Origin of the sequence: Ekhidna sp. (assembly GCF_965221965.1) — a bacterium.
Lineage (GTDB): Bacteria > Bacteroidota > Bacteroidia > Cytophagales > Cyclobacteriaceae > Ekhidna.
In genome coordinates this window covers 1,632,969-1,658,976 of sequence record NZ_OZ244926.1, presented here as the reverse complement: position 1 = coordinate 1,658,976, position 26,008 = coordinate 1,632,969, and the positions used below count along the sequence as shown (strand labels likewise).

Sequence of the window (26,008 nt, the reverse complement as noted above, 5' to 3'; positions counted from 1 at the left end):
TCAAATTCCTGCCCAATCTTTTAGCTGCTTTAGCGCATCTTCACATTGGGTATGTATATCTTTCAAGACTTCCTCTGTTGCTTTCTCAGGGTGATATTGAATGTCTTCAAGTGTTTGAGCACAAGGCAATGAAATCATCTTAGCTGAAGGTTTGAGCTGATGCGCGGATTTCGAAAGCTGATCCATATTCCCGTTTTCTAACTCTTCTCTCATCCTTCTCACAAGTGAGACATAGGTACTTTCAAAAGTTTCTATGAATTCATCTTTGAAGTCATCATCGTCTTCGCTGAGAACTTCCAAATAGGTAAAATCGATCTTTTCCATAATTTGCTTAATCCTGAAGATAAATCTAATACGTAAAAGAAACATCTAGGTAAAAAACATAGCCAAATTTAGTAGCCGCGTCATCGACAGGGGAGAAATAATTTTGTATTTTCGAGCCGAAAATTTGAAATCCCAAAAAGGAATGATCCCAGAATTTGAACCACTTAGAGAAGACGAAGTAGAGGTGATGCTAAAAGCACCTGTTTACGTTGCTATTTTAATTGCCGGTGCAGACGGTAAAATTGACAAATCAGAGCGGAGAGAGGCGATTGAAGTTGCCAGAAATAAGCAAAGCAGATCCAGAGAACAACTACATGAGTTTTATAAACTCGTAGGGGAACAGTTTGAAGAAAACTTCAATAAGCTCGTAGATGATCTTCCTTCTGGAACGGATGCGAGAATTTCAGCTATCACAACTGAACTGAGAAAACTTAACTTCATTCTACCTAAAATAGACAAAAACTTTGCTGTCAAATTCCACGCGAGTTTGAAAGACCTTGCCAAAAAGATTGCTGAAGCTTCAGGTGGGGTTCTTGGCTATCTGTCGGTGAGCTACGAAGAGTCACGTTTGATGGATTTAAAAATGATTAAGGAGATCCAATAAAAGATATTTCTATCAAAATCAAAAGCCCTGATTTCGCTAAGAGGTCAGGGTTTTCTTTTTATTTTAGCTCAATGCGCAAGTCAGGAATTGTACCCCCGCTCAGACTTTGCTTCTTTATGTGGCTTGTGTTCACCATTGAATTTTATTTAAGAATCGATCTGGGATATTTAGGTATTTATCCGAGAGAGGTTTCGGGGTTGATCGGAATTGTAATGGCCCCACTTTTACACGGTAATTTCAACCACCTAGCTTCGAATACTATACCCTTACTGGTGCTTGGGGGCAGCCTGTATTTCTTCTATCCGAAAATTGCTCCTCGGGTATTTCTTCATGCCTACTTCTTCACGAATATTTTGGTCTGGATCTTTGGCAGGCCATTTTACCATATAGGCGCAAGTGGTCTCATTTATGCACTGGCCTCTTTCATGGTCTTTCATGGGTTATTTAAGAGAAATTTCAAATCGGTAATAATAAGTGCGATTGTGATTTTTCTATATGGTGGAATGGCTTATGGACTTTTTAGTTTCGACGAGCGAATATCCTGGGAATCCCACCTAATGGGAGCTGTTGTAGGACTGGCAAGTGCGTTCACTTTTTCAAAATCCAGATCCTAAATATCAATTTCCTCAAATCTTCTGCTCAGGTCCTCCAAATCACTCACATTCATTTGGGAGGCTTCTGCTGTTTCCAGAACCATCTTCACATGCTTTTGAAGTGCTTTCCTTTGATCATCGGTCTGTACGAATGAATGTATATAAGTAAATGATTCCATCATTCGAATGAGGACAGAGGGGACTTTAGCGCCAAATTGCCTAATCTGATTGTAAGCTGCATCCATTACTCCACCAAAGGTGACAGGCTTGACCACCACTCTTAGATGTCCATCCCGATCAAATCTGTATGCAGATGGAAATTCTACCGTTGCTAGCTTACACATGATACCCGTTAGTTTATCAATGCATGTTATGGCTGTGTATGGATCATTGATTCCTGGGGATAAAGCACGGGAAGCAATCTCAACCATTTGGTGTACTGCAAACTCTGCATCCTGAATAGGGGTTCGAGCTTCCCCAAATAAAAAAACGGACTGAAGTTTTTCGGTTAGGTCGTATTCACACTCCTTTTCGGCATACACCTTAAGCAGTACTTGTTTTTCAATGATAAAATCTCCCGGATTGTTATCCAGGAAAATGAGTAAATTATGAGTTCGGGCTAATGCCATCAGCCCGTCCTCATCCACGGCCTGAAGATATCCGGTGCTTCTGCATGTGACGGTGGACTGAGTAGGTAGTACTTTTTTTATTTTATCTATGAGCGGCTTTTTGTCATCATCATTTTCTTTTCCTAATTCTTCCGGAAACAATGAGTGAATATCTCGGTGCAATCGTTTGCTGATATCTGACACCACTTTATCAGCCTGAATACTCATTGCTATATGATGAATAAAGATGATGAGTAGAAAAATATTCGCCAGGGCAAGAAACATGGCAAATAGGACTGAAATATTTGGCACGAATTCTACTTCAGCGGTTGACTTAACCGTACGTAGTACCAGAAGACAATAGATGAAAGTGGCAATATAAGTGCCCAACACAAATTGATTGAGTCTGTCATGCATGAAATTTCTCAGCAACCTTGATCCAAACTGAGAAGTAGCAAGCGTCAGTGCAACTAGCGTGATTGAAAACACCGTACTTGCTACGCCCAACATCGCTCCTGCAATGGTGGATAATATACTTCTTGCCGAATCTACTCCACCGGCGAAGAAATATTTAAGCCCATTATCCGGGCTGTATTGAATGATGCTATCCAGATATACAAATCCGATGGCTAAACCAATAGCAACGATTACAAGCAAGAGCGGCAGGAACCAGAAGCTTGCCTGAAGGACCTCCTTAAAATACAGAAGCTTGGTTTTCATTTTTTTAATTCATGAATTCATAAATGTAATACTTAATAGTATTTATATGATTACTAAAAATATTAGTAATTTTAATTCATGAATTATTTGAAAGGGAAGGGGGCACAGATTAATGTACCTAACAAATTTGCTGAGCATAGGATCAGTACGGAAGATGATGATGGAATAGATGAGGAAATGATAACGGAAAGGCCGAAAACAGAGATTTTTAAGGAGACTCCTAAGAAGATCATTTCTTCGAATAACAGCCCGGATATCGGGCTTTCTGCTTCAATAAATCCCTATCAGGGATGTGAACATGGTTGTGTATATTGTTATGCGAGAAATTCCCATGAATACTGGGGTTTTAGTGCAGGCTTAGACTTTGAAACCAAAATCATCATTAAGCCGGAAGCACCAGCTTTACTAGAGAAGGAATTTTTAAAGACGTCTTATAAACCGAAGGTCATCATGTTGAGTGGCAATACAGACTGCTATCAACCGCTTGAACGAAAATTTGAGTTGACCAGAAAGTTACTTACCGTTTTCAATAAGTATCAGAATCCTGTAGGTATTATCACGAAGAATGCGCTTGTTACTCGAGATATTGATATTCTCAGCGAACTCGCCAGCAATAATCTGGTTCATGTTGTTTTTTCAATAACATCTCTGGATGAAAAGCTGAGACAAAAGCTTGAACCACGAACTGCCAGTGCAGTCAAGAAGTTAAAGGCAATGGAAGAACTAGTAAAAGCGGGTATTCCTGTAGGTGTCATGAATGCACCATTAATTCCTGGTCTTAATCACCATGAGATACCCGAGATTTTAAAAGCATCAGCCAATGCAGGTTCTACTTTTGCCAGCTATACTGTAGTCAGATTGAACGGACAAATAGGAAGAGTATTCAAAGATTGGCTTACGAAAAATTTCAAGGATCGTGCTGATAAGGTTTGGCATCAGATACAAGACCTCCATGGTGGTAATGTAAATGATACTGAGTTTGGTAGAAGGATAAAAGGTGATGGAAAAATTTCTGAAATAATCAGAAATCTATTTGAGGTGAGTAAACGAAAATACTTTGGAGACAAAAGTTTTACTCCACTTGAAACTTCTCACTTTCGGAAGGGGGGAGCTTATCGTTTATTCTAATAAAAAAACCCTGACAATGATCATTGTCAGGGCTCTCTCTTCATACTTATCCAGGTTTTCTGGATTTAAGTTTCTTTTTAATCACTCAGGTGTGCACTCATAAACCATGCGCTACCTGCCAATGCCAAATCTTTCAAAAAACTGGAAGTAGCAGCCTGACTACCTTCCAAAAAGCCTGGCAAATGGATTAATACGGCAAAGAGTGCAAGCATTAACCCTAAAAGTTGTGTAGCTAATTTAGCTTTTTTACCAATAATAATTGCTACTGCTGCCAATAAAAGAGCAATGCCTGTTAAGTACACAAAAAAAACGGGTGCTGGTAAAAAGTCGGGAACCATTCCTTGCATATCATCTGCTCCCATAAGGTGAAAAATACCGAACATCGCCATAGGTCCGGCGTACATGAGTTTTCCTAAAAATCCTAAGCTTTTCATTTGGTTGAGTTAAGGTTGAAAATCAATGTTAATCACCTTGAAGATACGTTTTTTGAGAATCAATCGCAAAACTGATCATCATAAAACATCCAAAAGAGAGGAGAGATTATGTACAGTTGATTTTGGAAGAAGATACCAGTATTCATCGCCAATATAGACACTGTTGTTCTGTTGCTGTTTTGAATATTCTAGAGACTCAAAATCCATGTTGTAAATCAGCTTTATAAGCTCTCTGCCGATTTCCCAATTGAAGCTGACCTTTCCATCAAATTCTATCATTCGCTTCGAAAAGCTAAATAGAATCATATGTTTCTTATCCTCTAAAACAGACTGAAACTCTAATGGTGATTCAATCTCTGACTGCTCTAAAATCGCCTGGAAAACCTCCTGAAAGATTAGTTCAGCTGTACCAATGTTTTTTGGGAACCCTACTTGTCGTCCATCTAAGGCTATGTGCAAGTAAATGTTTGCGTCAGGATTTTCAGTGACGGATAGCTTGGCAAGCTGTTCAATATCTTCCTTCCATTTAGGACTGATTTTGCCGTTCCATTCAAAATCATCATCTCGTGTAAACCCTTCAGCTCTAAGTTCATCATCAGAGACCGCATCTCTATCCAGGTATTCTAATTGCAGAGATGCATCAATGGCTGTTGCTGAGATATCAATATCCAGAACACATGCATATGCGAAAGGCGGTGGAAGATGTTGAGGCTGGTAAGATATTGTGATTTTCATAGCAAAGACTCAAAATATTGTTGGGTTTTCAGACGATCGATTTTGTTGGTTTTTGTTTTGAAAATTTGCTGGTTAAAGAAGACTTCCCTGGGTTGATGATATTTACCTAGTGAAGTGAAGTCTAGTTTTTGATCGCCCCCTTCAATTAACAAGACAAGTTTTCTTCCCAATTTATCATCAGGCAAAGAGGCCGCCATGAAATCACATTTAATTTGACTCATCAACTGAGCTTCAATCATTTCCGGGTTTATTTTAATGCCACCAGAGTTAATAATAAAATCAGCACGACCAATCCACTTAAATTGCTTATTCGAGTGGATTTTAACTATATCATTGGTAATCAGCCATTTATTGCCCGTTATGCTGCCTTTAATCTTTAGTGTTTGATCGGATGTAGCAGCAACTTCGGTATCTCCGGTCGTAATGAATAATTCTTCATTTATGTGCCTCAAAGCAATATGCGAAACAGTCTCTGTCATCCCGAAAGTAGCATATATGTTTGAATCATAATTTGTCATATCGGCTGGCATATGAGCGCCCCCAATCAGAATAGTACCAAATCGTGAAATATCCTTTTTGCTAAGATTCTTAAATTGTAAAGGCACCATTGATGCCAGATCAAAATACTGACCCTTTTTAAAAGCTTGTTGAAGGTTAGATGTTGGCTCAATTATTTTAAGATCATGGTCAAAAATAATGGCTCGATAAACAACCATTGCTCCGCCGATATTTGCTGGGCTCAGACATAGCAGGGAACTCTTAATAGCATTCTTTGGATCGATGAATGCGAGTGTGGATTTAACACTCAGCTCGATCTTCTCCCTACTAATTATGATTTTCTTGGGTCTTCCTGTAGAGCCAGAGGTATAATGCGTGAAATATTTTTGTCCGGAATGCCATTTACGGATTAATTCCAACACAATATTTTCACTCTCGTTATATCTTTCCGTTGGAAGATTATCTTTTAGAATTTCTTCTAACTTTAGAACAAAATTTTTAGAGGTAACAATCACTGCACTTGGAAAACGAAGGGGTAATAGTAAACCGATTGATCAACAAAGATAAGCGGGCTTTCGAACTCGTATTTAACCAATACTATTCTATTATGGTTTTATACGCCGCTCGTTTCATGGATACAAGAGAGGAAGCTGAGGAAATTGTTCAGGATGTGTTTGTAAAATTCTGGGAAAAGTGTGACTCTCTGTCGGAAGACTCATCTATCAAAAGTTATTTGTATAGATCTGTTCATAATTCATGTTTAAACACTATCAAACATGAAAAAGTAAAGGATGGCTATAGGCAATATGTGGCACAAATGATGGAGTCATCCTACCAAAATGATTTTGACATTAATGACCCGGATACAATAAGAAACCGAATCAATGAAGAGATAGATAAACTGCCGCCAAGGTGTTCTGAAATATTCAAGTTGAGTCGGTTTGAAGGGCTTAAATATCAGGAGATTGCAGACCACCTGAAGATTTCGGTGAAGACCGTGGAGGTACAAATGGGAAAGGCACTTAAAGTTCTAAGAGAAAGTCTTCAAGACCTTAAAAACCTAAGAGATGCGAGCTAGTCTCTATCTATCTTTTTGTTTATGTCTCACTTTTGGATACGGTCAGAAACATAAAAATGATCTGGTGAATGGTACATTCGAGAATGTCTCCCTTGACGTAATATTTGATAGTTTAAGTACGCAAACCAACTATTTCTTCAGTTACAATTCAGATTTATTACCCAAAGGAAGCCTCTATACGATATCCGCAGAAAATACACCCATTGATCAGTTTTTATCACAGCTTTTAATTGGAACAGGCCTTAAATATTCTTTTTACAAAGATCAAATTATTCTCAACTACGAACCTCCTGAAAAGGTGGTCACACGAAGGAAAAATTTCTTTACTATCTCAGGAACTGTGTATGATGAGACTGGTCAGCCATTAAACAATGCAAATGTATTTTTGGATGGTACCACGATTGGTATTTCCAGTGATATCGATGGAAATTATAAGTTAGAGTCTATTCCTCCGGGCTATTATGATATTGTTTTTTCTCATGTTGGATATGAAAATGCGGTTTACCAGGTCACTGAATATAATGGTGGAGCACGTATAAGAAATCATCAAATGGAAATAGATATGGGTCAGCTTGAGGAAGTTGAAGTTGTATCCAATCGTATTCAACGAAGTGATAATAGTTGGCAATCTCATTACAGAACCTTCAAAGAAGAGCTTTTGGGGCAGTCTGAAAATGCATTACAATGTGTAATTGAAAACCCTGAGGTTTTAAACTTTGTCTACGATGATGGTTCAAATACCTTGAGAGCCTATACCCAACATCCACTTCAAATAAGAAATGATGCACTGGGTTATAGGATTAGCTATTTTCTGGAATCATTTAAGAAACAGGAGGGTGACCTTAGATTTCGTGGGAAAATCAGGTTTAGAAACCTTGAACCTTTGAATGGAAGAGAGAGGAGAGAATGGAGGCGAAATAGAAAGGGGGGGTATGAAGGGTCATTCAATCACTTTAAGAATGCACTCTTGAATAATGAATTACGGAAAGAGGGATTCAGAATTTACCGTTTAAAAAACCTTAAGAAATTTGAGTTAAATAAGGGCTCTGAAATCTCAGAGTCTGACATTATTGTTTTCAAGGGTGATCATTATGAACTTGATTTCAAGAATTATCTCATTGTCGAATACAAAAAGGAAAAGGAAAGTATGGCCTTTTTGAATCAGAGTGAATCAGTAGGCATTATTTATGGTCACCTGATAAACGATGAAGGTATGTTAGTTAAAAATCAGGGAGATCAAATTTCAATTCTTAGGCTATTGAAAAACTCCGTTAGACTAGATTTGAATGGTGAAATAATTGATCGATTTGGGCTGACTACCTATGGTTATTGGTCATGGGAGCGTACGGCAGATTTGGTTCCGATAAATTATGATCCAAAATTCGATAATTTGTAAAAAAGACTTAGGGGGTAAAGGGCTGTAAGTTGTTAATAACCAGACGATAAGAAAAGAATGGAAGAAGTACTAGCAAAATATTTTTCTGGAGAAGCAACCAAGGACGAAATAACATTGGTTGAAAACTGGAGATCGGAATCAGATACAAATGCAAAAGCATTTTTTGATGCAAAGAATGTTTGGCTCAATACTCATGCGAGCATTGAACCACCACAAGATTTATTGAATGAAATTTTAGTAGAGCATGAGGGTAAAGAAGTGCCGTTTATTATGAGGAGTTGGGTCAGATATGCCAGCGCAGCAATACTTGTATTGGCTATTTCATTGTTATTTATGCTCAATCAAAATTCAGTGGAGACGAATTATGTCAGTCATAACCTGAAAGATGGAAGTGAAATTGCATTGCACGAAAACTCCACTCTGGAGGTTTTAAAAATGGATGAGACGGTAAGAGAAGTTAAGGTTACCGGGAAAGCCTATTTTGATATTGAGCGTGATGAAACACGCCCCTTTATCATCCATACTGATAACGCCAAAGTAGAGGTGTTGGGGACATCATTTGTGGTGAAAAGCAGTGAAAGTACTACTGAAGTATGCGTTGAGTCCGGGCTTGTTGAGATTTCCAAAAGAACAAATAATTCAGATGCTGTCTCTGTGAAGCTCAAAAAAGGAGAAATGGGACTTGTTTCTAATAACAATAAAGGAATCATTAAACGAAATAACAATGACCTGAATTACCTGGCATGGAAAACGAAAATCATCACATTTGATGAGAGCACAATGGCAGAAGTAGAGCAGGTCCTGGAAGATGTTTACGGTATAGATGTAAGCTTTCAGAATCCAACGTTTAAAAATTGCAAACTCACTGCCAAATTCAACAAGAAGAAGGCGAAAGATGCCATCGAAATAATCGCTCGAACATTTGGTGTCGAGTACGAATACTCCAACGGAAAAGCAATTCTAAAAGGAAAGGGGTGTTAAAACCCCTTTTTTATTAAATCATGGAATCCACTTGATGTCATCAAAGTTTGGTTTCCTTTTTTCAAGGAATGCATTCCTCCCTTCTTTAGCTTCATCCGTCATGTAGGCCAGTCTTGTTGCTTCTCCGGCGAATACCTGCTGACCCACCATTCCATCATCAGTAAGATTAAAAGCGAATTTCAACATCTTGATTGAGGTAGGAGACTTTGCCAAAATCTCCTGAGCCCATTGAAAAGCCTCAACTTCTAATTGATCATGAGGAATCACGGCATTGACCATCCCCATTTCAAAAGCATCCTGAGCGGAATAGTTACGACCTAAAAAGAAAATTTCTCGGGCTCTTTTCTGACCAACCATTTTTGCTAGATAAGCTGAACCGTATCCACCATCAAAACTGGTTACATCAGCATCCGTCTGCTTAAAGATGGCATGTTCCTTACTTGCTAGCGTAAGGTCACAAACTGTGTGTAAGCTATGCCCGCCTCCAACAGCCCAACCTGGAACAACAGCTATGACTACCTTGGGCATAAAACGAATCAGTCGCTGTACCTCCAAAATATTCAATCGTGGCATTCCATCATCATCCACGTATCCCTGATGACCCCTGGCATTTTGGTCACCACCACTGCAAAATGCCCATCCTCCATCTTTCGAAGAAGGACCCTCACCACTCAATAGCACAACCCCGATGTTCACATCTTCCCGAGCATCCAGAAATGCCTTGTAAAGTTCGGCTACAGTTTTTGGGCGAAACGCATTCCTGACTTCAGGCCGGTTGAAAGCAATACGTGCCACTTTGCCACATTTTTTGTAGGTTATATCTTCAAAATTTTCTGCTGTCTTCCAGTCAATTGTTGATTCGCTCATGTATCTGCTTTTTTAATTCTTTGTAAACCTTTTGATTGATTTCAGGATCAGTAAAAACCTCTAAAACTTTTGCTTTATCAGAAGCCTTAAACAATCCTTCAAGATGGTTTGAAAGAGATTGTTCATCGTCTGCGGTCATGTAATCAATTCCATTCTCCGCACAAATATATTCTGCTGTTCGATTATGCCTTGTTTCAAAGTAATCTTCTAATTCAGGAAGGTTTGATGGCCCCTCAATTAACCGAAAAATTCCTCCTCCCTGATTGTTGAGAACAATTATGCGGAGATTGTGCAATGAATAATTGTGAAAGAATGCATTGCGGTCATACAGAAAAGCCAAATCCCCTGTAAGGAGTACATTCAATCTGTCTGAAACAAAACTTACTCCTACAGCAGTAGAGGTACAACCATCAATACCGCTAGTCCCTCGATTACTCAAACACGCTAACCCCTCTTTTACACCAAACAAATCTGCATAGCGAACAGGCATAGAGTTACTTAGGTGAAGCATAGCACCATCAGGAATTGATTTCAATACCATATTTGCAGCCTTGCTCTCTGAAAACTTAGCTTCTCTTGTGAATTCTTTTAGTGCGTCCTTCGTCCGATTCTCATATCCCCTCCAGCTGTCCAAATACGATCCGTCAACCTGGCTCGCATTGAGGGATCTTAAGAATTCTTTGATTGATCCTTTTATTAATTCCGGATCAGACTGATACGTATCTACTTCAACGCCAGCAAGATCAAAATGAAAATGCTTCTTTGGAGTATGCTTCCTTAGGAATTTCTTTAACTTCTTTGATAATACAGATAAACCGGAAGTGACTAGTAAGTCTGGTATTAGGTCTTCTTGATCCTCAATAAAAGCGTCCACATATTCAATACCATTTGAAAGGTTATTGAGAGGGGACTTGATAACCGGAATCAGTTTCGAAATAGATGTAAGCAAATGATCGAGCTCTTCATCTTTATCATTTTGACCGATTAAAATCAGTATTCTCTTGTGAACAGAAGCTTCAATTTGGACGATATCATTCTTTGATTTCTCTGGTGAAGGTGCTATTTCTACGTTCTTAAAAGTAAGTTGCTGATCCTTTTCGGGGTAAAAGGGTTCGCTGAAAGGAATGTTTAGATGTACAGGACCTTTGGGTAATTGACCAGATAGTTTCATCGCCTCGATTAGCCTGGCCTGATAATCTTCAATGTCACATTCATTTGAAATAACAGGCAAGTTGAAAGAGCCCTTCACATGATTTTTCAGCGACTCAAATTGCCGAATAGTTTGACCATCTCGCTGATCAATGAGTTCCGGGGGTCTATCCGCTGAAAGGATGATTAAGGGGATCTCCCGATAATATGCCTCCGCGATAGCAGGAGCATAATTAAGTAATGCCGAACCACTGGTGCAACAAAGAACTACTGGTGTCTTGGTCTCCTGTGCAATCCCTAAGGCCACAAACCCTGCAGAACGCTCATCCGGAATGATCCATTTTTTTATTCCGTCATGTCGCGCGAAAGATATGGTCAAAGGAGCGTTTCTTGAGCCAGGAGACATCACTGCATGTTTTACTCCAAGCTGATAGCAAATTTGAGATGTATTAAAAACGGTTGGGTTGAGCATGTGCTATATTAAGCCCTTCAAAATATTCATTTTCATTTCAGTCTCCTCATATTCTTTATGAGGGCTTGAATCCTCTGTAATGCCAGCCCCTGCATAGAATCTTACAATTCCATTACTCACTTTCATGCACCTCAGGTTTACAAACAGATCGATTTTATTTTCTAGATTGACTGGTCCAAGAAATCCAGAATAAAACTCCCGATCATAATTTTCCACTTGCGAAATCCATGGTTTAGTTTGCTCAATTGGCATACCGCAAACAGCCGAAGTAGGGTGGAGTAGCTCCAGCATTTGATCTGCCAGTCCATCAAAAGAAACTTCTGCATAGTCAACGATGAACTCTGTTTTTAGGTGTGCCAAATTCCCAGCCTGAATCGTCTTCGGACCATGTTCGTGAAACTCTCGTAACCGGATTTTTTTGAAGCAATTGATAACATACCTACTCACGAAAGCCTGCTCTTCAATTTCTTTCTGGGTCCAGGCTATTTCACTTAGGGTTTGATCTTCGGTAAGATGCTTTGTCCCTGCTAAAGAAACAGTTCGAAAGTGCTGTGAATCATCTGAGATTAACAGCTCCGGAGTTGCTCCAATCCATAATCCCTGATCAGGGATATAAGTGATGCTACAGAATGAATTATTGTATTTTTCGCATATACCTTCGAAGAATTTCCATGGAGAAAAATCATCAGGAAGTTCTTCATCTTTATATCTGGAAAGCACTACTTTTTCAAAGGATCCATTCCTGATTTCTTCAACAGCTCGACTGACATTATGCTCAAAGTCAGAAGGTGTCTGTTCCTGGATTTTGCTTCTAACTTGTTCTTTCTCCACATTTTCCTGGTTGTCCAGCTCTGATTTAAACTCATCTATTTCACCGGAAGTGATTTTTGGGTTGAGCAAAATGTCATCGGATTTAATGACCAAGTCAGCACTTATATAATGAGGCTTTATCGGATGGTTATCTGAATATCGATTAATCAGAAATCCCTGGCCTAAATCGGTGAGGAGAAAATCGTTTAGTTGATAAGCTCCTTTTAGAGAGATGATGAAGGTGATTTCGTTTTGCAGTGGCATTTTCCATGCTGCAAAAGCATATCCCGCCTGAATTAACTGTTTGGTTAAAACATGACGGTCTTGAAGGTTCAATTTATTAATTAGCTCTTTCACTACTTACGATCTAAAATAGCCATTGTTATTCTACTCACAGCCACCAATTGTTTGTCTTCATTGTGTATTTCAATGCCCCAAACATGGGTTCCTTTGCCCAGGTGAATGGGTTGCGCCGTTCCGGTAACCAACCCACTTCTCGCAGATTTAATGTGGTTTGCATTGATTTCCACACCCACGGCGTGCTGCTTATTCATGTCGATACACACAGAAGCTCCAACACTACCCATGGTCTCTGCTAAGGCTACTGAAGCACCTCCATGTAACAGCCCCATGGGTTGCTTTGTTCGGTGATCTACCGGCATAGTCGCCTTGATATAGTCCGCACCTATTTCAATAAACTTGATGCCTAAATGCTCAACCATACAGCCTTCTGACATGTGATTTAATGCATCTAACTCCAGGTACTCAGGAAAAATTTGTTCTTTTGCCATCCTATTAGCAAACCAAGATAAACGGAATTTGAAAAACAAGACCATTTATATACTTCGTCACGGAGAAACCGATTTTAATAGAAATGGAATGGTTCAGGGAAGAGGTGTAAATGCCTCTCTTAATGAGTTTGGAAAAAAACAGGCTCAACGTGCAGGTGAATTCTTTTCAGAGATCAAATTCGATCATGTATTCACCTCTGCACTCGTCCGGACGCATGAAACAGTGGGTCAATTTATCCAAAATGGGACACCCTTAACTTCACTGGATGGATTTGATGAAATCAGCTGGGGTAATCAGGAAGGGGTAAAGGCTAGCTATGAAGCCAAGAACCTATATGCTGATACGGTAAAGGGGTGGAGAAAGGGTGATCTTCATTTGAATGTAGGTGGTGGAGAAAATCCGATTGAAGTTATGAAACGCCAGCAAGCGGCAATGGATCAGGTGCTTGAAACGGCAGGTGAAAACGTATTGATCTGTATGCACGGTAGGGCCATGCGCGTTTTGCTTTGCTGGACACTGAATTACCCACTAAACTATATGGACGGTTTTCCGCACATGAACTGTTCATATTATGTGCTGGGTTATCGAAGAAACTCGTTTTACCTGAAAGATTTTAATCGGGTTGAGCATTTGCATTAGCATGCGCAATACCCATCTTAATCTCTCCCCATGTATAGCTATCAGGCAATGCCCCTTTAATTTCCCCAGATTTAGTTAATCCTTCATCAAAACATTTCAGGATATTCTTCAATCGATTGGGCTTGACAAAATCAGTTACGTCAACCTGACCCATCTCCACGAATTTGGCTAAATGCCCTTCGATAGTCCCTTCAGCTAATCCACGCTCTTCAGCTATGGCCTTAATAGATTTTCCTTCTTTGTACATTTCGTAGCTGATCTCAGCAGTTGGTGTTTTGTCTTTACTGCTGCTTTTCTGAACTGCATTTAGCTGCTTACTTGCTCTCAACTTTTCTTTTGTCAAAGGCACTCCTTCATTCATATGCTGAACAAGTAGGTTCAGCTTGACAATTTGTTTGAGTTGTGATGAGAAGAGTTCCTTAATCTCCAGTAGCTCAGCCCGATATGTTTTGGCTTGAGCCTGTGTTTTAAGTGTCCGGTATTGCTTGGTAATTCTATCAATTAAATCCGACAGCTTTTCATCAAAATAGTCTGTCGCCTTAGCCATACGTTCGGCCAATAGATGCAAGTCTTTTTCTAACAGAATCTTTCGCACTTGTCGGGTGAAGTTTTCACCTACATCCTTTAGCGGAAACGTGTCATTGATCAGGTCATCCGTCCAGGGGAGGTGCTTTTGCTTGAGCGATCTATTTTCGTCCTTATTGAATGTCTTTTTGTGATTCACCAGTTCGCGAAGCATCGGGTCAAATAGGAATGCTCGATCTGTAAACTCATTAATAAAGGCGTGCCGATCTCGCTCGAACGTTTCTTCAAGCTGTTTCGTACCTTCAAAACTGCTGATGTAGTATTTGAGTTGCTCATCCACAGCTGGTGATCGTTGGGGTAACGGGCTGGACAGAATGAGTCCCTCAAGGGAGGTGAGCCTTGATAGGGCCACATAGAGTTGACCGGCAGCAAACGTTCCTTCAAGATCCAGAATGGCTTTTTCGAAAGTTAGGCCTTGTGATTTATGAATAGTAACTGCCCACGCGAGCTTCAGCGGAAACTGTTTAAAGGTCCCCAAAACCTTTTTGTCCACTTCATTAGTGCTTTTATCAAGCACATACCGCACATTTTCCCACTCATATTGCTCTACTGATACTTCTTCACCATCTTCAAATTTAACTTTGATGCCATCATCGAGGTTAGAGACTTTACCAATTTTTCCGTTAAAAAACTGACCCTTTCCGCTTGGATCATTCTTGATGAACATGACCTGCGCATCTTCTTTCAAAGTCAAAACAGGCTCACATGGATAAGCATTTTCAGGAAAGTCACCACTTAAATCAGCTTCAAATGATTCCGATGAAGATTGTAGTTCAGCAAGACGAGTTGCGTTGATTTTATCTGCTTTATGATTATGTGTGGTCAAGTGGATGTACCCATCACGATCAACCAATTCAGGGTGATATTTTGAGTTGAGGAGTTCAACATCATCATATTCCAACTCATTGTGCCTAAGGCGATTCAGCAGATCAATAAAGTCCTGATCACTCTGGCGATACACCTTATCGAGCTCTACACGAATGGGTGGGTTTTCCTTCAGGGCTCTTGCTTCAAAAAAATAGGGTGATGAATAGTACTGTTGCAATAAAGCGGCTTCTTCTCTTTTCACCACCGGAGGTAGCTGCATCAAATCTCCAATGAAAAGAATCTGCAAACCTCCAAACGGATCGAATCGACGTTTTCTGAGCTTTCGCAAGGTAGCATCAATACAATCCAGCAGATCAGCCCGAAGCATACTTACTTCATCAATGATGAGCAGTTCCAACTCATTAATAAGCTTACGTTTTTGGGCGCCAAACTTTGCTTCACGAAAAAGGGTAGAGGGGGTATTTACCTGAATGTTCCTCTCTGAAAAAGGAATGTCTTCAGGTATGAAGGTCCCAAAAGGCAACTGCAACAGCGAATGAAGCGTAACTCCCTCAGCATTAATGGCTGCAATTCCCGTTGGAGCAGCAACCACAGCATTTTTGTAGGTGTTACGAATGATGTTTCGGAGAAAAGTGGTCTTACCTGTACCCGCTTTTCCGGTCAGAAAGATGTGACGATTCGTTGTGTTTACATAGTTAGCTGCTAGCTCAGCAGCATCACTAAAATTTTTCATACAACGAAGATATAACGTCTATGGCTTTGGGTAAATATCTCACGTATATTTATCTGTCAATCATGGCCAAACAAAAACAACATGCGGAAGTAGCACTTTGAAAAGAAGATGGCAAAACAAAAGATACATGCGGAGGTGGGGAAGCGTGTGATAGAGCTTTCTAATCTGGATAAGGTTCTCTATCCGAATGATGATATCGTTAAAGCAGAAATCATTGAGTACTACCTCGAGCTTGCACCAACCATTCTAAATCACATCAGAAGTCGTGCGCTTTCGCTGGTCCGATATCCGGATGGGATTTATGGGGAGCAGTTCTTCCAAAAGCATCGTCCGGACTGGACTCCAGACTGGATTGACTACAAAAGGCTGGGGCAGGAACGAAAAAAAGAATACGTAGTGGCTAAGGAAGAGGCTACTTTGGTTTGGCTTGCGAATTTAGCTTGTCTGGAAATCCATCAGATTCATAGTTTTTCCGAACATAGTGATAAGCCTGATTATATCGTTTATGATCTCGATCCACCTGAAGACGGGTCATTTCCATTGGCTGACCTAAAAGAAATTGCTTTTGCGCTTAAAGAGCAGCTTGAACGGCATAATTACCATGTGTTTGTAAAGACAACAGGTGGTAAAGGATTGCACTTAGTCACTCCAATCGAAGCGAAATACTCATTTGAAGAATGCTTTCAGGCCGCTAAGAAGGTGGCATCTGATTTTATCCAAAAACACGATCAAACGACTCTTCATATAAAAAAGGAATCACGAAAGGGTAGAGTGTTGGTAGACATTTATCGCAACAGGCCTTCACAGACGATTGTATGTCCTTACAGTCTCAGAGGAAAAGAGGGAGCTACAGCATCTACCCCGATTAGCTGGGAGGATTTGGAAGAGTTGCAAGATCTGAATCAATGGAATATTAAAACCACCCTTAGCAAAGTGCTGGAGGAAGGGGATGCCTGGGAGCAAATCCGGGGATGGGCGGTTCCATTGCATACCGATAAGCGAACGGTTGTAGCGAAAGAGCTACCACCCAATAAGCGTCATAAAACGCCTGAGCAGCTTTCCGATTATGAGAAGAAGCGAGATTTTAATAAGACACCAGAGCCATTTCAGTCTGAGCATGAAGCACCGGGCAGCCGATTCTGTATCCAAAGACATCATGCCTCTCACCTTCATTATGATCTGCGGTTGGAACAGGACGGAATTTTGAAATCCTGGGCCATTCCTCGAGGCATGCCACCGGTTCCGGGAGTAAAGCGATTAGCTGTGCAAACAGAGGATCACCCGTTGAAGTACCTCACTTTTGAAGGAGAAATACCCAAAGGAGAATATGGGGGCGGAATGATGTGGCTATATGCGGACGGGCGATATGAGATTACCAAAGAAAAGAAACAGGGCTTTTACTTTCGGCTTTCAGGTAAACAGCTCAGTGCGGAATACCGAATGCACTTGATGAAGGACAAGGAGTGGCTGCTTGAGCGGGTGGATATGCCGCAGCAAAATTTACTTGAACAAGTGATGAAGCCCATGCTTGCTGATGTCTCCAAGCGAGTACCCATTGGTGATTACTACTATGAGTTGAAATGGGATGGTATTAGAGCCCTTATTTATCTCAATGAAGGACAGCTCAAAATTTACAGTAGGAATGGGAACGATATCACCGAACAGTTTCCTGAGTTAAACGTACCTGAGCAAGCTTTTCGTATCAATAATGCCATCTTTGATGGAGAGATCGTATGCCTGGATCAGGAGGGGAAAGCCAATTTTAAGAAAGTAATTAAGCGATTGATGAGCAAGAAGAATTTTGATTATGAATCGAAACGCACACCGGCATATTGTTACCTCTTTGACTGTTTATATCTTGATGGCCGATCACTAATGAATGATCCTCAGGACAGAAGACGATGGTGGATGATCGATTCGTTGAGGGTAGGTGAAACCAACTATCGAGTGAGCCAATCAGAAGAAGATGGTAAAGCACTATTTGCTGCTGCAAAAGCTCATGGGCTAGAGGGCATTGTTGCTAAAAAAATTGATGCAAAATACACCCCTGCCAAACGAAGTGACGCGTGGATCAAAGTGAAGGTGAAGGACACAAAAGATTGCCTGATCATTGGGTTTACTCAAGGAGAGGGAGAGCGTGAAAAATATTTTGGATCGCTACAACTTGCAGAAAGAAATGGTGATCAACTGATTTATCGTGGCAGGGTAGGGACTGGTTTTGATGATGCATTACTGAAATCTTTGACTAAACAGTTTGTTGGTTTGGTTTTGGCTGAAAAGCCAGTTGAAGGAGAGGTACATGAGGAGAAGAAAACCGTTTGGTTGCGACCTGAATTGGTATGTGAGGTTGAATACTCGATGATTACCGATAATGGTACGTTCAGGGATCCGGTTTTTAAGAAACTAATCGACAAGATCTAGAACGAATCGTATCTGTTGAAGTAGCGAAACACATCAATCATTCCTCTTACATCCGATAAATCAATATTTCTTAGAAAGACATAATCTTTTACATCTCTCTTACCAAAAACATCATACAAATCTTTGTCTCCTTTCACCTGAATCACATTTCCTTCGATCATTGTAAAGAACGATTCATCTTCCTCAAGCAGAGGATGATCACCGGACACAAGAACCTTATAAAAGGTCGTGTGATGTTCTTCGTAGATCGGTATAAATGTCTCACGGTTCTCGTTTAGTAAAGTAATCTGCTGGATATCATTAAGAAACATCCTATTAAGAGAGTCTTGTTGAACTAGAATAGATCCTGAATCAAAATTTATTTTCACTTTGCCATAAATGGTGTCAGATCGAATGATTACATATCCATCTTCTGGATCTTTTGCCTGTGCATCAAGTAGTCCTGAAATAAGGATTAAGGTAATTATGAATAAGTTTCTCATGGTTAGCTGTGTTGTATCGCAAACAAGCAGCAATAAGATGTTTTTATAAAGTCGTCAGCCCAGAATTGACAGAAGAATGACGGGTGGTTAAAATAGGATTAATATGTCGCGAGAGTTATTATGAATTTATTAATCGAATGAATATTCCGGTTGAAGATTCGAGTGTAAGTAAATTGACTATGATTTTTTTGAGAGAATACACTAATAATTACCAAGTGAACAGGTAGTTATATTTGATTAAATCTAAAAATGAATAATATTGTATGGATATTTTCTAATACCGGCAAATGGAGAATACAATGAAGAGAATTGTGCTGATTGATGATGATTCTACTACAAATTATCTCAATAAACTTATAATAGAAAGAGCAGCACTCGTGGATGAAGTGCTTACTTTTGAATCAGGCCAGGAGGCTTTAGATTATTTCAGGAGAAATAAAAGTGACGAAGATGTTTCGCTGGTTTTATTGGATATCAATATGCCTGTTATGAATGGATGGCAGTTTTTAGATCAATATCAAGCCTCGAATGGGAGTGAATCAAACAAAATTGTACTTCTTTCTTCATCGATTAACCCTGCGGATAAACAAATGGCAGATAAGAAAAAAAGTGTACTTGACTTCAAATCTAAGCCTTTATCTGTGGAGATGCTGAATGACCTTGTTACTTCTTATCTGCAAGCGAGCTAACTTCTTTTGGAAACTCCATTGTAAAGGAAGAACCTATACCTTCTTCACTTTCCACCTTAACAAGACCATTAAGAGAGGTCACTCTATTTTTCACAATAAATAGACCTATGCCACGTCCCTCTACATCCATGTGATAGCGCTGATACATTTTAAATATTTTATCAGAAAATTTATTTAAGTCAAATCCTCTTCCATTATCCGAAATTTTGATGAAATTATGGAGTTCATCTTCGAAGGTTTCTATCCTGATGTGTAACCTTTTACTCGGCTCAGCGAACTTAAGACTATTTGAAAGTAAATGATAAATAGCATCTGAAAGAAATGGTTTGTAAGTCCTGATTCTTTCCACCTTAAGGTCTTGCTCAATCGTAATGTTTAGCGATTTTAGCTCATTCTTTAATAAATCCAGAACATCCTTAAAAAGACGCTCAAGTGATAAGTTTCTGAATTCACCAGAGCTAGGATCATCTTCATTTAAAACAGTGCTAAGTTCTTTAATGACTTTATCTATACGATTAGACGCTTTACTTATTTTGGAAATAATCTCATTGAAGTTGCCCTCTTCTTCCGGAATCTCTTTGAGATATTCTGAAAACCCAATGATTTGAGTTAAAGGCTCCCTTAGGTTATGGCTTATTACACTATTAAACTCTTTAAGGCTTTTGTTTCGAGTTCTAAGCTTCTTAATCAATTCTTCTTTTTCAATTTCTAACCTGTTGCCTCTTTCTTTAGCTATAGCTACTACAAGAAGATCTGCTAGTGAGCCCACATATCTCTGTTCTTGAATTTCCCATTCACGCATGATTCTGTGAGTCATTGTATAAGAGATAAACCCAACAAACTTACCGTCAATTAGTATTGGGGCATTCAAAATAGATTCGATTCCAAATGGTTTGAAATATTGTTCATATATATCGGATAGTCGCTGATCCTTGCTAATGTTACTGACCGCTACAGTTCTTTGACCAAGAAAATCATTAAAAAATCCGGGGAATTGATCTCTTGTGAATCTCACCTCAGGAATATTTGCGGAACCCTTTCTTTCGCTTTTGGCAGCCAAATAAATGGATTCTGTTTGTTCATCCAGACACCAGTAGGTTGCACGGTCACATTTGAGAACCTTGCGAGATTCAACAATAATGTTTTCTATGAAGGAATTTACATCCAGTCCCTGCTCATTTAGTTTTCTTGAAAATCCAAGAAGAGATCTGGTAAAATCAGCATCCTTTTCTAACTCCATTCTGGATTTCACTCGTTTACGATACTGATATGTAGCAAACCCAAGACCTAAAACAATAGTAAATGCGAGTACAATTACGATTAGTCTTGCATCTTCTTCTGCTTTTTGCTGAATTTGCTCTTGCTTCAGAAGTCTGTTTTCAGCCAAGATTAATTCTGACTGAAGGGCTGTCTTCATTTTTTCTACGTTAGATATGAACTCTGTGTTTCTAATGCTATCGCCAAGATTTTTATGTTTCTCCAGATAATAAGCAGCTTTATCAATATCTTTTCTATTGAGATAGAAATTATAAAGTTGATTGTATGTTTCATCAAGTAAATCATTGGCCTTGGTTTCCTTAGCTATTTCCTCGGTTTTTTGCCAATAGAATAAGGCACTATCATACTCATTTATCTGATGACCAATGTAATAGCTACCCAACTTAAGGTATGATTGAATTAATCCTCTCTGATGATTTGCTTTTTTACGAACTTCGATCGACTTTTTCATTAATTGGATGGCATTCCTTGCTGAGCCTCTCAAGAATTGACACTCAGCCAGTCCATAGTATCCATATCCCTGACCTCTGACATGATCAGAACTTACTGCATTGGATAAACACTTTCTAAAGTTCAACTCAGCCTCATTAATTTTCCCTTGCATCAAGTTCACTTCTCCCAAATTGGAATAAATAATAACAGGCCGCTCTTCATCTACTTTTTCAAGGGCAATCGAAAGAGCCTTATTGAAATACTTAAGACTAGAGTCGTAAATTTCTTTTCTGCGATATACTTCTCCTATGTTATTGTGTAGTCTCACATACTCCAAAGGATACTTGAAAGCATCGTATGATAGAGCTTCCAGATAATAGGAGAGCGCTTGATCTGGTAGCCCTATGATCAAAAAGCTATTTCCTTTGATGGTTGTTGCGCGTAACAGTCCGCGTTGGTAGTCAAGAGCCTTTGCAGCAGATATCGCAAGATTGGTGTAATAATTAGAGTTTTGTTGGTCAGTAACGCTTAGCTTAAAGGCGATTTTATTTGCTACATCAACATAAGTAGTATCATCGGTGGATAATTCATTTAAAACAACTTGCAGGCTATCTAACTCAAAATCTTGAGCTACTAGGATTTGGCCACAGAGGAAGGCATTTAGAAGAAATAAAAATTTCTGCATTCTAATTATCTAAGGTAGCCTTTACCTTTGGAAAATATGGCATCTGACTATACCCAAATTATTAAAGATATTAATAGCGGAACGTTTGCTCCGGTTTATTTTCTACAAGGCGAGGAGTCGTTTTATATCGACAATATTATAGAAAATATTGAAAATAACGCACTGGATGAAAGTCAACGTAGCTTCAATCAAATTGTACTTTATGGAAAAGACACTACTTTGACGGATGTGATAGGTGCAGCCAGGAGGTATCCTATGATGGGTGAACGTCAGGTGGTGATTGTCAAAGAGGCACAGGAAATAAAGGATTGGAAAAAAGAGGATAAACAAACGCTGGTGGTCAATTACCTTGAAAATCCACTTGCCAGCACTATCCTTGTTTTTGGATATAAGTATAAGTCCGTAGACAAGCGAACCAAGTTTGGGAAAGCAATCGAGAAGAACTCTGTTTTCTTAAATGCCAAAAAGTTGTATGATAATCAGGTGCCCGACTGGATAAGAAACTATTGCAAAAGCAAGGGAGTGAAAATAGATGATGGGGCTATAATGATGCTTGCTGAAAATATTGGCAACAACCTTCAACGTCTGGCAAACGAAATAGAGAAACTTCTATTAAATGTTAAAAACGGGGAAGTGGTTAATTCGGCCATGATTCAGAAGTATGTAGGAATAAGCAAAGACTACAACATTTTTGAGTTGCAAAAGGCTTTGAGTGCAATGAACAAACTGAAAGCATTAAAAATAGCGCACTACTTTGCCTCCAATCCGGGCAATAATCCCCTGGTTCTTACGATTTATAGCCTGTTTTCTTATTACAGCAAGCTTCTACTGATTCATCATTCGAGTGATAAAAATGAGAAAACGCTGGCTTCCTTAATTGGCGTAAATCCTTTTTTTGTTAAAGAATATATTCAAGCGGCGAGGAACTACCCTGTTGGTAAGGTGGCCCAAAACATCAAATTCTTACATGAGGCGGATATGCAATCAAAAGGGATCGGCTTTGCTACGAAAAAAGAAGGTCCTGTTCTAACAGAGTTGGTATACAAATTGATGAATTAGTACAATTTGAAGCCAAAATTTCGTTCCAATTGATGGTCAAAAACTGTTTAGCATTGAGAAAATTATTTTTTATTTCGTTCGTCGTAATAGCTTCGGCGCTCCACGCTCAGAACTCTACGAAAAGTGAAGATTTTTCAGAAATGGAAGCATTTGAAAGCTTTCAGGCAAGAAAATACGAAAGTGTAATTGGCGATCTTAAAAAGACTGCATCGCGTTCTCAAGATGAGGAAATTTTACTCTTGTTGAGCGAAATAAAGACTGGTAAAAGGGACGCATACAAAGTGGAAAAGTGGTTGGAGAGAAATGACAAGCATCCAATACAGCCACTTGCCTCTTATCATCTTGGCGAGTTCTATTTCTACGCGAAAGATACGACTAAAAGCAAAGCGTACCTGGCTTCCGTATCGCCCAATAACTTAAGCACTTATGACCAAGCCTCCTATGGTTTCATTTACGGCGTGTTACAATTGGATGATGAGTACTATGAAAATGCAAAAAAACTATTTCAATTCTCACGAAGGAACGGATTCTCAGCAACGAATAAGTTGGATTATTATGAGGCCTTCGCAAATTATCATCTTGGCGATCAGGAAGCAGCACTATCAGGGTTTGAAAAAGCAAAGAGTAGTGAAGAGTTTGGGACTTCCTCAAGGTTCTTCATTGCTAAAATTCAACTTGAGAACAACCAGATTGACGTGGTTATTGCCTTAGCTCAGGGTGAACTTTCCGACGAAAAAACAATCACGAACTCAGGGTTCTATCAGCTGATAGGAGAGGCATTTGCTCTAAAAAATAATGTAGCTAAAGCTGATGCCTATTTTGAGCGAGCGATTGAATTACATCCAGGAAGGCCCACAGCCGCTCTTTATTATCAGGCAGGCGTTTCTAAATTTAAAATTGGAAATGAGGATCAGGCGATTGAATTCTTGACCGAGGCGGGTATTCAAGGCGGAGAGTATGCATACCTTAGTGCATTTCAGCTTGGAAGGCTCTATTTGAAAAAGCAAGCGTTCGAGAAGGCCCTTTTCGCGTATATAGAAGCATCAGCATCCGATGACCGGATAATCAAGGAAGAAGCATACTATCATGCCGCCCAAATAAATGCAAAGCTTGGCAACTATGCAGAGGCAATTAATTATTCATCTGACTACCTCGAGAAGTTTGAAAATGGAAGTAGGGTAGAGCAAATCCAGAATTTGATAGCGGAATCTTATCTAAGAACCTCCAACTATGATTTGGCAATCAATCACTTACAGTCTACCGGTGTATCAAATAACACACAAAAAGGTGTTTACCAGAAAGTGACTTTTCAGAAGGCAGTATTAATGTTTAATGACGGTGAGTTTGTAGAAGCAAAAAAATGGTTTCGCGAAAGTCTTAAGCATACACCCAGTTCAACAATAAAAGATCAGGCCTACTTTCATTTAGGTGAGATTGCCATGAGGTCCGGTGATTACCGTTTGGCACTGGAAAATTATCAGAATCAAACACAAATAGATCCGGTTTCAGATTACGGAATTGGGTATGCTCTTTACAACCAACAGAAATACGAACGGGCAATACCTTATTTCAGACAAGCATATAACACTGTGGATACTAAAATGAAATTAGATGCGCAAGTGAGGCTTGCCGACTGTTTATACGCTACAAAATCCTATAATGAAGCTCGAATTTTGTACAATCAAATGAGCTCAAAAAGTAGTTCACCTTATATTGAATTTCAATTGGGAAAAACCCAAAAGAATCTAGGGAAAACAGATGAAGCCATTCAGTCGTTCCAAAAGGTATTTGATTCACCCACGTATGGATCAGTAGCTCGATTTGAAGTGGGTATGATCCATTTTGAAGCAGCTCGTTTTAAGGAAGCAGAGACCTATTTCACACAAGTCATAGAAAAGTATTCCGACTCTGAATTTGTTCCGGAAGCCTTGCTTAACAGAGGGATTACCAGGAAAAATCTGGGAAAGATGGCGGCATCTGGTGCAGATTATTCAGCTATTCTTGAGAAGTATATTACCTCGGAATTTGCACTTAATGCAATTCTGGGACTTCAGGAATTGCAACAAGCCGGATCTCGAGTCAATGACTTAGAAAAGTACATAGCCGATTACAAAAAAGCTAATCCGGAAAGTGGTAGCCTTGAACTCATTGAATTTGAGGCTGCTAAGCGACAATATTTCGATTTTGCCTATGCGGAAGCTGCTGTTTCTTTTAAAAAGTACTTGAAAGACTATCCTGCCAGCAACAATCAAACAGAGGGTAAGTATTACTTAGCTGATTCCTATTACAGAATTGACCAGCTAAAGGATTCAAAAGAAGTCTTTGATGATTTAAAAGATCTTAGAAACAACCTCACCGGACGTATTTTATACAGGTTGGGCGATATCAATCTACGGCTTGGAAATACTCAGGAAGCGAAAGAAGCCTATCTTCTTCTCAGAGATTTGAATCTAACACCAAAAGATACTTACAATGCTCGCCAGGGGTTGATGATGCTTTACTTTGAATCTGGTAGCTTCAATGAAGCCATTGCAGTTGCAAATGAAATTGTAGATGCTGAATGGAAACCTCTGAACGGGGATAAGGAAGCCATAATGATCAAGGCCAAGAGCTATCTTAATCTGGGCAATAAGAATGAAGCAACGGATGAATTCAAAAAGCTAACTGCCAGTAAGGACATATTCGGAGCAGAAGCCAACTACCTCCTTGGCCTAATGGCTTTTCAAAACAGTGAGTACGAACACTCACTTAACACACTCTTCAATTTGAATGCTAATTATGGAAGCTATCAGGACTGGGTCGATAGATCTTACCTGCTGATAGCAAAGAATTACATTGAAATGGATGAATTATTTCAAGCTAAAGCAACTTTAAGATCCATCATTCAACATGCTAAGCTTGAGAAAGTTAAATCAGATGCCAAAACATTGCTTAATCAAATTGAGCAAACTTCAAATGCTGGTGATACCACTCAAAGTAAAGGATAAG

General features: G+C 39.4%; 23 protein-coding genes. 11 read left to right on the top strand and 12 right to left on the bottom strand.

The genetic code is table 11. The features are described from left to right. Positions 1-324 carry an Hpt domain-containing protein gene (locus tag ACOQON_RS08090; RefSeq protein ID WP_420578419.1) on the bottom strand — a complete coding sequence of 108 codons (324 nt, stop codon included), beginning with the start codon at positions 322-324 and terminating at the stop codon, positions 1-3. A gap of 142 nt (positions 325-466) precedes the next feature. Here ACOQON_RS08090 and ACOQON_RS08085 point away from each other — a divergent pair, with 142 nt between their 5' ends. Both ACOQON_RS08085 and ACOQON_RS08080 read left to right on the top strand, forming a co-directional pair. Further along, entirely contained in the window at positions 467-928 is a 462-nt protein-coding gene (locus tag ACOQON_RS08085; RefSeq protein WP_420578418.1) for a hypothetical protein, read from the top strand. A gap of 71 nt (positions 929-999) precedes the next feature. After that, positions 1,000-1,542, top strand: a complete 543-nt coding sequence (locus ACOQON_RS08080; RefSeq protein WP_420578417.1) for a rhomboid family intramembrane serine protease — start codon at positions 1,000-1,002, stop codon at positions 1,540-1,542. Here ACOQON_RS08080 and ACOQON_RS08075 read toward each other — a convergent pair. Continuing rightward, positions 1,539-2,849, bottom strand: a complete 1,311-nt coding sequence (locus ACOQON_RS08075; protein WP_420578416.1) for a DUF2254 domain-containing protein — start codon at positions 2,847-2,849, stop codon at positions 1,539-1,541. The genes ACOQON_RS08080 and ACOQON_RS08075 overlap by 4 nt on opposite strands. A gap of 78 nt (positions 2,850-2,927) precedes the next feature. On the opposite strand from ACOQON_RS08075, the gene ACOQON_RS08070 reads away from it, so the two are divergent. After that, positions 2,928-3,977: a PA0069 family radical SAM protein gene (locus ACOQON_RS08070; RefSeq protein WP_420578415.1), complete on the top strand. Its 1,050-nt coding sequence runs from the start codon at positions 2,928-2,930 to the stop codon at positions 3,975-3,977. Between the two features lie 77 nt (positions 3,978-4,054). Here the strand turns inward: ACOQON_RS08070 and ACOQON_RS08065 are convergent, their stop codons facing one another. The 3 genes from ACOQON_RS08065 to ACOQON_RS08055 all read right to left on the bottom strand — a co-directional run bounded on the left by ACOQON_RS08065 (position 4,055) and on the right by ACOQON_RS08055 (position 6,063). Next, positions 4,055-4,411: a DoxX family protein gene (locus ACOQON_RS08065; RefSeq protein ID WP_420578414.1), complete on the bottom strand. Its 357-nt coding sequence runs from the start codon at positions 4,409-4,411 to the stop codon at positions 4,055-4,057. A 78-nt stretch (positions 4,412-4,489) separates the two neighbouring features. Further along, positions 4,490-5,146, bottom strand: a complete 657-nt coding sequence (locus tag ACOQON_RS08060) for a hypothetical protein (protein WP_420578413.1) — start codon at positions 5,144-5,146, stop codon at positions 4,490-4,492. Further along, positions 5,143-6,063, bottom strand: coding sequence for an AMP-binding protein (locus tag ACOQON_RS08055; RefSeq protein WP_420578412.1), 921 nt, complete (start codon positions 6,061-6,063; stop codon positions 5,143-5,145). Before ACOQON_RS08055 ends, ACOQON_RS08060 begins: the two co-directional genes overlap by 4 nt. 188 nt (positions 6,064-6,251) lie before the next feature. Here ACOQON_RS08055 and ACOQON_RS08050 point away from each other — a divergent pair, with 188 nt between their 5' ends. Genes ACOQON_RS08050 through ACOQON_RS08040 form a run of 3 tightly spaced genes read left to right on the top strand, consistent with a single transcriptional unit; the run spans position 6,252 to position 9,099 of the window. Beyond that, entirely contained in the window at positions 6,252-6,722 is a 471-nt protein-coding gene (locus ACOQON_RS08050) for an RNA polymerase sigma-70 factor (RefSeq protein ID WP_420578411.1), read from the top strand. Beyond that, entirely contained in the window at positions 6,712-8,118 is a 1,407-nt protein-coding gene (locus tag ACOQON_RS08045; protein WP_420578410.1) for a carboxypeptidase-like regulatory domain-containing protein, read from the top strand. Before ACOQON_RS08050 ends, ACOQON_RS08045 begins: the two co-directional genes overlap by 11 nt. A 57-nt stretch (positions 8,119-8,175) precedes the next feature. Beyond that, the gene (locus ACOQON_RS08040; RefSeq protein WP_420578409.1) at positions 8,176-9,099 is read left to right on the top strand and encodes a FecR family protein; all 924 of its coding nucleotides are present in this window, start codon (positions 8,176-8,178) and stop codon (positions 9,097-9,099) included. Between the two features lie 18 nt (positions 9,100-9,117). Here the strand turns inward: ACOQON_RS08040 and ACOQON_RS08035 are convergent, their stop codons facing one another. From ACOQON_RS08035 to ACOQON_RS08020, 4 genes are read right to left on the bottom strand one after another with little or no spacing between them, the layout of a single operon-like run. Beyond that, positions 9,118-9,966 (bottom strand): 1,4-dihydroxy-2-naphthoyl-CoA synthase, encoded by an 849-nt coding sequence (locus ACOQON_RS08035; RefSeq protein WP_420578408.1) that lies wholly within the window; start codon positions 9,964-9,966, stop codon positions 9,118-9,120. Next, the gene (gene menD / locus ACOQON_RS08030; protein WP_420578407.1) at positions 9,947-11,587 is read right to left on the bottom strand and encodes a 2-succinyl-5-enolpyruvyl-6-hydroxy-3-cyclohexene-1-carboxylic-acid synthase; all 1,641 of its coding nucleotides are present in this window, start codon (positions 11,585-11,587) and stop codon (positions 9,947-9,949) included. Before menD ends, ACOQON_RS08035 begins: the two co-directional genes overlap by 20 nt. Before the next feature lie 3 nt (positions 11,588-11,590). Next, a complete protein-coding gene (locus ACOQON_RS08025) occupies positions 11,591-12,754 on the bottom strand; it encodes a chorismate-binding protein (protein WP_420578406.1) in 1,164 nt (387 codons plus the stop codon). Continuing rightward, the gene (locus ACOQON_RS08020; protein ID WP_420578405.1) at positions 12,754-13,188 is read right to left on the bottom strand and encodes a hotdog fold thioesterase; all 435 of its coding nucleotides are present in this window, start codon (positions 13,186-13,188) and stop codon (positions 12,754-12,756) included. Before ACOQON_RS08020 ends, ACOQON_RS08025 begins: the two co-directional genes overlap by 1 nt. Before the next feature lie 28 nt (positions 13,189-13,216). Here ACOQON_RS08020 and ACOQON_RS08015 point away from each other — a divergent pair, with 28 nt between their 5' ends. Continuing rightward, entirely contained in the window at positions 13,217-13,828 is a 612-nt protein-coding gene (locus ACOQON_RS08015; RefSeq protein ID WP_420578404.1) for a histidine phosphatase family protein, read from the top strand. Here ACOQON_RS08015 and ACOQON_RS08010 read toward each other — a convergent pair. Beyond that, positions 13,803-15,974, bottom strand: a complete 2,172-nt coding sequence (locus tag ACOQON_RS08010) for a helix-turn-helix domain-containing protein (RefSeq protein ID WP_420578403.1) — start codon at positions 15,972-15,974, stop codon at positions 13,803-13,805. The two genes, ACOQON_RS08015 and ACOQON_RS08010, sit on opposite strands and share 26 nt — an antisense overlap. A 108-nt stretch (positions 15,975-16,082) precedes the next feature. On the opposite strand from ACOQON_RS08010, the gene ligD reads away from it, so the two are divergent. Beyond that, positions 16,083-18,395, top strand: coding sequence for a non-homologous end-joining DNA ligase (ligD, locus tag ACOQON_RS08005; protein ID WP_420578402.1), 2,313 nt, complete (start codon positions 16,083-16,085; stop codon positions 18,393-18,395). On the opposite strand, the gene ACOQON_RS08000 is transcribed toward ligD, so the two are convergent. Then, positions 18,392-18,877 carry a hypothetical protein gene (locus tag ACOQON_RS08000; RefSeq protein WP_420578401.1) on the bottom strand — a complete coding sequence of 162 codons (486 nt, stop codon included), beginning with the start codon at positions 18,875-18,877 and terminating at the stop codon, positions 18,392-18,394. The two genes, ligD and ACOQON_RS08000, sit on opposite strands and share 4 nt — an antisense overlap. 299 nt (positions 18,878-19,176) lie before the next feature. Here ACOQON_RS08000 and ACOQON_RS07995 point away from each other — a divergent pair, with 299 nt between their 5' ends. Continuing rightward, complete coding sequence (locus ACOQON_RS07995) at positions 19,177-19,566, top strand: response regulator (protein ID WP_420578400.1); 390 nt, start codon at positions 19,177-19,179, stop codon at positions 19,564-19,566. Here the strand turns inward: ACOQON_RS07995 and ACOQON_RS07990 are convergent. Further along, a complete protein-coding gene (locus ACOQON_RS07990; RefSeq protein WP_420578399.1) occupies positions 19,541-21,961 on the bottom strand; it encodes an ATP-binding protein in 2,421 nt (806 codons plus the stop codon). The genes ACOQON_RS07995 and ACOQON_RS07990 overlap by 26 nt on opposite strands. Before the next feature lie 36 nt (positions 21,962-21,997). Between ACOQON_RS07990 and holA the strand changes: the two genes are divergently transcribed. Together holA and ACOQON_RS07980 are read left to right on the top strand one after the other, a co-directional pair. After that, entirely contained in the window at positions 21,998-23,020 is a 1,023-nt protein-coding gene (holA, locus tag ACOQON_RS07985) for a DNA polymerase III subunit delta (protein WP_420578398.1), read from the top strand. Positions 23,021-23,073: 53 nt separating this feature from the next. After that, positions 23,074-26,007, top strand: coding sequence for a tetratricopeptide repeat protein (locus ACOQON_RS07980; RefSeq protein ID WP_420578397.1), 2,934 nt, complete (start codon positions 23,074-23,076; stop codon positions 26,005-26,007). Position 26,008: the final 1 nt, after the last annotated feature.

What these genes read in the sequence shown, in the direction of transcription:
- ligD (WP_420578402.1), top strand. Translation starts at nt 16,083, where the DNA reads ATGGCAAAACAAAAGATACATGCGGAGGTGGGGAAGCGTGTGATAGAG.
- ACOQON_RS08070 (WP_420578415.1), top strand. Translation starts at nt 2,928, where the DNA reads ATGAATTATTTGAAAGGGAAGGGGGCACAGATTAATGTACCTAACAAA.
- ACOQON_RS07990 (WP_420578399.1), bottom strand. Translation starts at nt 21,961, where the DNA reads ATGCAGAAATTTTTATTTCTTCTAAATGCCTTCCTCTGTGGCCAAATC.
- ACOQON_RS08060 (WP_420578413.1), bottom strand. Translation starts at nt 5,146, where the DNA reads ATGAAAATCACAATATCTTACCAGCCTCAACATCTTCCACCGCCTTTC.
- ACOQON_RS08035 (WP_420578408.1), bottom strand. Translation starts at nt 9,966, where the DNA reads ATGAGCGAATCAACAATTGACTGGAAGACAGCAGAAAATTTTGAAGAT.
- ACOQON_RS08045 (WP_420578410.1), top strand. Translation starts at nt 6,712, where the DNA reads ATGCGAGCTAGTCTCTATCTATCTTTTTGTTTATGTCTCACTTTTGGA.
- ACOQON_RS08040 (WP_420578409.1), top strand. Translation starts at nt 8,176, where the DNA reads ATGGAAGAAGTACTAGCAAAATATTTTTCTGGAGAAGCAACCAAGGAC.
- ACOQON_RS08080 (WP_420578417.1), top strand. Translation starts at nt 1,000, where the DNA reads ATGCGCAAGTCAGGAATTGTACCCCCGCTCAGACTTTGCTTCTTTATG.
- holA (WP_420578398.1), top strand. Translation starts at nt 21,998, where the DNA reads ATGGCATCTGACTATACCCAAATTATTAAAGATATTAATAGCGGAACG.
- ACOQON_RS08010 (WP_420578403.1), bottom strand. Translation starts at nt 15,974, where the DNA reads ATGAAAAATTTTAGTGATGCTGCTGAGCTAGCAGCTAACTATGTAAAC.
- ACOQON_RS08020 (WP_420578405.1), bottom strand. Translation starts at nt 13,188, where the DNA reads ATGGCAAAAGAACAAATTTTTCCTGAGTACCTGGAGTTAGATGCATTA.
- ACOQON_RS08090 (WP_420578419.1), bottom strand. Translation starts at nt 324, where the DNA reads ATGGAAAAGATCGATTTTACCTATTTGGAAGTTCTCAGCGAAGACGAT.
- ACOQON_RS08065 (WP_420578414.1), bottom strand. Translation starts at nt 4,411, where the DNA reads ATGAAAAGCTTAGGATTTTTAGGAAAACTCATGTACGCCGGACCTATG.
- ACOQON_RS08085 (WP_420578418.1), top strand. Translation starts at nt 467, where the DNA reads ATGATCCCAGAATTTGAACCACTTAGAGAAGACGAAGTAGAGGTGATG.
- ACOQON_RS08050 (WP_420578411.1), top strand. Translation starts at nt 6,252, where the DNA reads ATGGTTTTATACGCCGCTCGTTTCATGGATACAAGAGAGGAAGCTGAG.
- ACOQON_RS07995 (WP_420578400.1), top strand. Translation starts at nt 19,177, where the DNA reads ATGAAGAGAATTGTGCTGATTGATGATGATTCTACTACAAATTATCTC.
- menD (WP_420578407.1), bottom strand. Translation starts at nt 11,587, where the DNA reads ATGCTCAACCCAACCGTTTTTAATACATCTCAAATTTGCTATCAGCTT.
- ACOQON_RS08000 (WP_420578401.1), bottom strand. Translation starts at nt 18,877, where the DNA reads ATGAGAAACTTATTCATAATTACCTTAATCCTTATTTCAGGACTACTT.
- ACOQON_RS08075 (WP_420578416.1), bottom strand. Translation starts at nt 2,849, where the DNA reads ATGAAAACCAAGCTTCTGTATTTTAAGGAGGTCCTTCAGGCAAGCTTC.